Below are 4,791 nucleotides of genomic sequence, written 5' to 3'. Positions count from 1 at the left end.
CGGACGACCTGCTCGGGGGTGTGACGCTTCCTGCTGTTCGTCATGATCTGACCAGTCTCCCTGCCCGCGACCGCGGGCAACAGGACGACTCTCATAACGACTGGACCTACGAAACGGGGTCAGCCCAGGGGAGACCTTTGCGTGGTGCGCCATCTCGCTGCCCTGGTCCCTTACCAGCGAGGTCTGCATCATCCGGGGCAGCTCGGTGAAGTACTCGATCACCGCGTCCGCGGGGGCCCTCGGCGTGTTTCGAGGGCAGGGCGAGCGGGCCGGTGAACCCGCTCATCCGCTCCACCAGCGTCGCCGCGCACGAGGACCCGTTCTTCCCGATGATCAGGTCGCCCTCCCAGTGCCCGGGTACCCGCCGCTTCGCCGCGTCCTCGCCACGCTCCGCGATCGGGACCATCCCCACGATCGGCCCGCCTCGGGAGCGGCCGTGCGTGCGGGGCCGGCGCTTGGTCCGTTTGGACTGCAAGAAGATCCCACGCTTGGCGAGTTCTCCGCGGGGGATCGCGTAGATGTACTGGTAGATCGCTTCTCCGCTGACGGTGCGGCCCTGAGCGTCGGGAGAGTTCGCCATGCGTTCAACGGTCGGGTCTGCGGCCTCCAGACGCAAGCCACCCGCGATCTCGTTCGGCATCCATGACGCTGCGAGGTCGGCGTTGACGCGGGCCTCGAGTACCGGGTCCTTTGCCACTTTCCGGACCTGTGGGCGAGAGCGCTGGCGTTGCGCTTTCACGTCCGCGGTCACGGCTTGATAGCCGCGCGTCTTCGTCGAGTTCGGTCGAAGCTCTCTGGAGACCACCGAAGGGCATCTACCCAGGTGAGACGCGATCCTCCGGACTCCCCACCCGGCCTTCGATCCCGTCGAGATCTCCATCCGCTCCGTGAACGTGAGTCGCCGCCGCACCATCCCAGGCCTCCTCGCCTCGAGCCCCCACCGACCGGGAGTGTTGCTACGACGCTATGACACCACCAACCGACAGTCATCTCTTGCCGATTTACATTCAGCCGACGACCCGAATGAAGCCAGCAGCCGAATGCACTCGACGGTCTACGTCGAAGTCGTGGTCTGGTCCAGGTCTCGGCGTCCCTTGCGGAGCCCGATTTCGTAGGCTGTAAAGGAAATGAGCGTCAGTGCGATTAACGGCAGCACGAACCACGCCATGGCTACGGTGAATCCCTCCAGTGCATCGTGCGCTGTGGCAGCCAGCACAAGGTATCCGGTGTAGGCGGCGTACAAAACCACGAACAAGCCGCCCTCCCAACGCGCCACCGCGAAGCCCGTGAACGCGATCGGCAGTAGTGCCACTGCGGCCGCCAGCATTACTGGGATATCGAAGGCCACTGCGGCGCCGGATACGGGAATGCCCTCAAGAGAGATGAGCGCGGTTAGTCCTAGCACTACCCCTATGTTGAAGATATTGCTGCCGACCACGTTGCCCACCGCTAGGTCGCGTTCACCGCGACGCACGGCAATGATGGACGTCGCCAGCTCGGGCAGCGATGTCCCGACAGCCACAACGGTCAGTCCGACCACGAGGCTGCTTACGCCCAACGTGGTGGCTATGTTCACTGCTCCTTCCACGAGCAGCGTGGCACCGGCGACCAGCAACGCGACCCCCAGCAGCACAAAGAAGAGCGACCTGCTGACCGAGGCGCCTAGCGCAGCCCCTTCCTCGTCGGCTGGATCGACGGTTGCCGAATCTCCTGTCCCTTCCCGGGCATTCACCGCGGTCTTGGCGTCCCGCCGACTAATCACCACGGACATTATGGTGTGGACCACCACACCGAAAAATAGTATCAGCCCGTCCACCGCACTGATCCTCCCATCCAGGGACACAAGGAGCAGTAGAACTGACAAGACGACCATCAGGGGCAGGTCAAAGCGGATCAGCCTCCGCTTTACAGCGAGGGGAACGACCAGCGCGGACAGTCCCAGGATGAGCAGGACATTAATGATGTTGCTGCCAACCGCATTGCCCACGGCAAGCCCCGGTTCATCACGCAGTACAGCACCGACGCTCACTGCGAACTCGGGTGCCGACGTCGCCGCTGACACTACGGTGAGACCGATCACCAATGACGAAATCCCGAAACGTCCGGCCAGTGCTGACGCCCCACGCACCAAAAATTCCCCACCCAAGACCAGCAGCACCAGTCCGGCCACGATCCGTCCAATATCAAGCGCATCCATGAGTAGGAGTGTACGGACCACAGTTCAGGCCCTGCCACGAGCACCCGCTGACCTCGAGATTTCACTGGGGTGTGGTCTCGACGGGTGGGCGTCATAGAGAAAGGTGCTCCTGGCCTGGGATGATACGGGGTGTCGAGTCTCGTAATCCCTGGCCGGAAGGAGCACCTTTCAGGTGTCCCACCCTACCGTGTTCTTCTACCCCCGCCCGCGTGTGGACGTCGCTGAGGTCCCGGCGGCCTCGCATGCGGGCGCGGTGCTGCTGACCGACACGATCCACGCCACCGGCCTCGCCTCTTCGCTGCGTGAAGCGTTGGGTTCATGGACGAAACCGCTGGCCGAGCATCACGCCTCCAAGGTCCTGCTGGACCTCGCGATGACTCTCGCGGTGGGCGGGGAGGTCGCCCGTGACACCGACCTGCTGCGGTGCGAGCCGGGCCTGTTCGGTGACGTCGCCTCGGCCCCAACGATCTCCCGCACGCTCACCACCCTCGCTGAGGACGCGCCCGCCGTGATGACCGCGATCGCCAGGGCTCGCAGGACCGCGCGCGAGCAGGCCTGGGCCCTGGCCGGCGAGCATTCCCCGGCCGAGGGGACGAGCGCGAAGACCCCGCTGGTCATCGACCTCGACGCCACCCTGATCAACGTCCACAGTGAGAAGGAGCAAGCCGCCCCGACGTTCAAACGCGGCTTCGGCTACCACCCTCTGTACGCGTTCCTGGACCACGGCAGCGAAGGAACCGGGGAACCGCTCGCGATCCACCTTCGCCCCGGCAACGCGGGCTCGAACACCGCCAGCGATCACATCGCCGTCACCCGTCTGGCCCTTGCGCAGCTCCCACCGGCCCTGCTGGGCCGGGGCGGGCGGGGATCGAAAAAGGTCCTGATTCGCACCGACGGGGCCGGCGGCCCCAAGGACTTCGCGGGCTGGCTGGAGCGGCAGCGTCTGGCCTACTCAGTCGGGTTCACCCTCCCCGCGAACACTCCTGACCTGTTGGAACGTATTGATGAGGCGAAGGCGTGGACTCCTGCCTACGACACCGACACCGAAGGGATCCGCGATGGGGCATGGGTCGCGGAACTGACCGGACTACTGGACCTGCCCGGGTGGCCCCCGGAATGCGGGTAACCGTAAGGAAGGAACGCCCCCACCCCGGAGTGCAGCTACGGATCACCGATCACAAAGGGATGCGGATCACTGCGTTCGCGACCAACGCCCCACGCGGCCAGCTTCCAGTGCTGGAGCTGCGTCACCGCCGCCGCGCGCGCTGCGAGGACCGGATCCGCAACGCCAAGGACATGGGCCTGATGAAGTTCCCGCTGCAGGGATTCGCGCAGAACCAGGTCTGGTGCCAGATCGTCCAGCTCGCCGGCGTCATCGTCGCCTGGATGCAGGCCATCGCGCTGGCCGGCCATGATGCACGTCGCTGGGAGCCCAAACGGTTTCGCGCACGGTTGTTCGAGATCCCCGCGACCATCGTGCGCCGCTGTCGGCACAAGATCCTGCATTCGAGGCTCATCGCATTTGAGGGTGTAGCAAGGGTCTGAAGCCGCCTGATTCGAGGAGGCTGCGGGCGATGTAGTTGGTGAGGTTGCGGAAGCCGAGGGCGGAGCCGCGCAGGTGTTCGAGCCGGCCGTTGATCGCCTCCGTCGGACCGTTGCTGGTGCCCAGTCGCTCGAAGAACGCCAGCACGTCGGCGGCGCGTTTGGTCAGTGTCCGGCCGAGCTTGCCCAGTTCCTCGAGGGTGTCGGGGACCTTCTTGCTCAGCGCCGCGATCACCTTCTCCATCTTGGCCTTAGCCTTTGCGCGGTCGAATTCTCGATACGCGGCGACCATGGCCTGGTAGATCTCCCAGGCCGCTTCGACCGCGGCGTGCTTCTCGTGGGCGAAGAGGACGCTGAGGTGTTCTTTTTGGCGGTCGGTCAGCAGGCTCATCCCGGTGTGGAGGGTGCGGCGCAGTTGCGTCCGGCAGAGTGGTGTACGAATCCCGCAGCACGTTGACTCCGGTTGGCGTGTCGACCGCGAAGTAGAAGCGGTCACCGCGGGAGGCTTTCGAGGAAACTCTCACATCCCACTCGAAAGGGACACCCGCGATGACCGCTCCCCACGATATCGACCCCCAGGCGTTTCTGTCCGATCTGCTCACCCAGGCCTCGCCGGACTTGATGCGTCAGATGCTCACCACCTTCATCAATGCCCTGCTGTCGGCCGAGGCTGACAGCGTGTGCGGCGCCGCCTACGGCGCCCGCTCGGATGAGCGCACCAACCGGCGTAACGGCTACCGGCACCGGGACCTGGACACCCGCGCCGGCACCATCGACGTCGCGATCCCGAAACTGCGCGAAGGCACCTACTTTCCCGACTGGCTCCTGGAGCGGCGCCGCCGCGCCGAGGCAGCGCTGACCACGGTGGTCGCCACCTGCTACCTGCTCGGCGTCTCCACCCGCCGGATGGACAAACTGGTGCAGATGGGCTGACCCCGTTTCGTAGGTCCAGTCGTTATGAGAGTCGTCCTGTTGCCCGCGGTCGCGGGCAGGGAGACTGGTCAGATCATGACGAACAGCAGGAAGCGTCACACCCCCGAGCAGGTCGTCCG

2 protein-coding genes and 3 pseudogenes are annotated in these 4,791 nt (G+C 65.2%); 2 read left to right on the top strand and 3 right to left on the bottom strand.

Annotated elements, in window-relative coordinates:
* Positions 1-106: 106 nt before the first annotated feature.
* Positions 107-805, bottom strand: a complete 699-nt coding sequence (locus D8M29_RS08905) for an IS30 family transposase (RefSeq protein ID WP_230594558.1) — start codon at positions 803-805, stop codon at positions 107-109.
* Between the two features lie 249 nt (positions 806-1,054).
* Positions 1,055-2,197: a calcium/sodium antiporter gene (locus D8M29_RS08900; protein ID WP_043282823.1), complete on the bottom strand. Its 1,143-nt coding sequence runs from the start codon at positions 2,195-2,197 to the stop codon at positions 1,055-1,057.
* A gap of 172 nt (positions 2,198-2,369) precedes the next feature.
* On the opposite strand from D8M29_RS08900, the pseudogene D8M29_RS08895 reads away from it, so the two are divergent.
* Positions 2,370-3,742, top strand: a pseudogene (locus tag D8M29_RS08895) (IS1380 family transposase).
* On the opposite strand, the pseudogene D8M29_RS08890 reads toward D8M29_RS08895, so the two are convergent.
* Positions 3,711-4,151, bottom strand: a pseudogene (locus tag D8M29_RS08890) (ISL3 family transposase); the annotation flags it as partial. The pseudogenes D8M29_RS08895 and D8M29_RS08890 overlap by 32 nt on opposite strands.
* A 137-nt stretch (positions 4,152-4,288) precedes the next feature.
* Here D8M29_RS08890 and D8M29_RS08885 point away from each other — a divergent pair.
* Positions 4,289-4,663: pseudogene (locus tag D8M29_RS08885) on the top strand (transposase); the annotation flags it as partial.
* Positions 4,664-4,791 lie beyond the last annotated feature (128 nt).

Origin of the sequence: Micrococcus sp. HSID17227, assembly GCF_003989405.1 — a bacterium.
Classification (GTDB): domain Bacteria; phylum Actinomycetota; class Actinomycetes; order Actinomycetales; family Micrococcaceae; genus Micrococcus; species Micrococcus luteus.
This window is presented reverse-complemented; position numbering and strand designations above follow the sequence as displayed.

Bases quoted from the DNA above. Each gene is read 5' to 3' on its own strand.
- D8M29_RS08900 (WP_043282823.1), bottom strand. From the start codon at position 2,197: ATGGATGCGCTTGATATTGGACGGATCGTGGCCGGACTGGTGCTGCTG.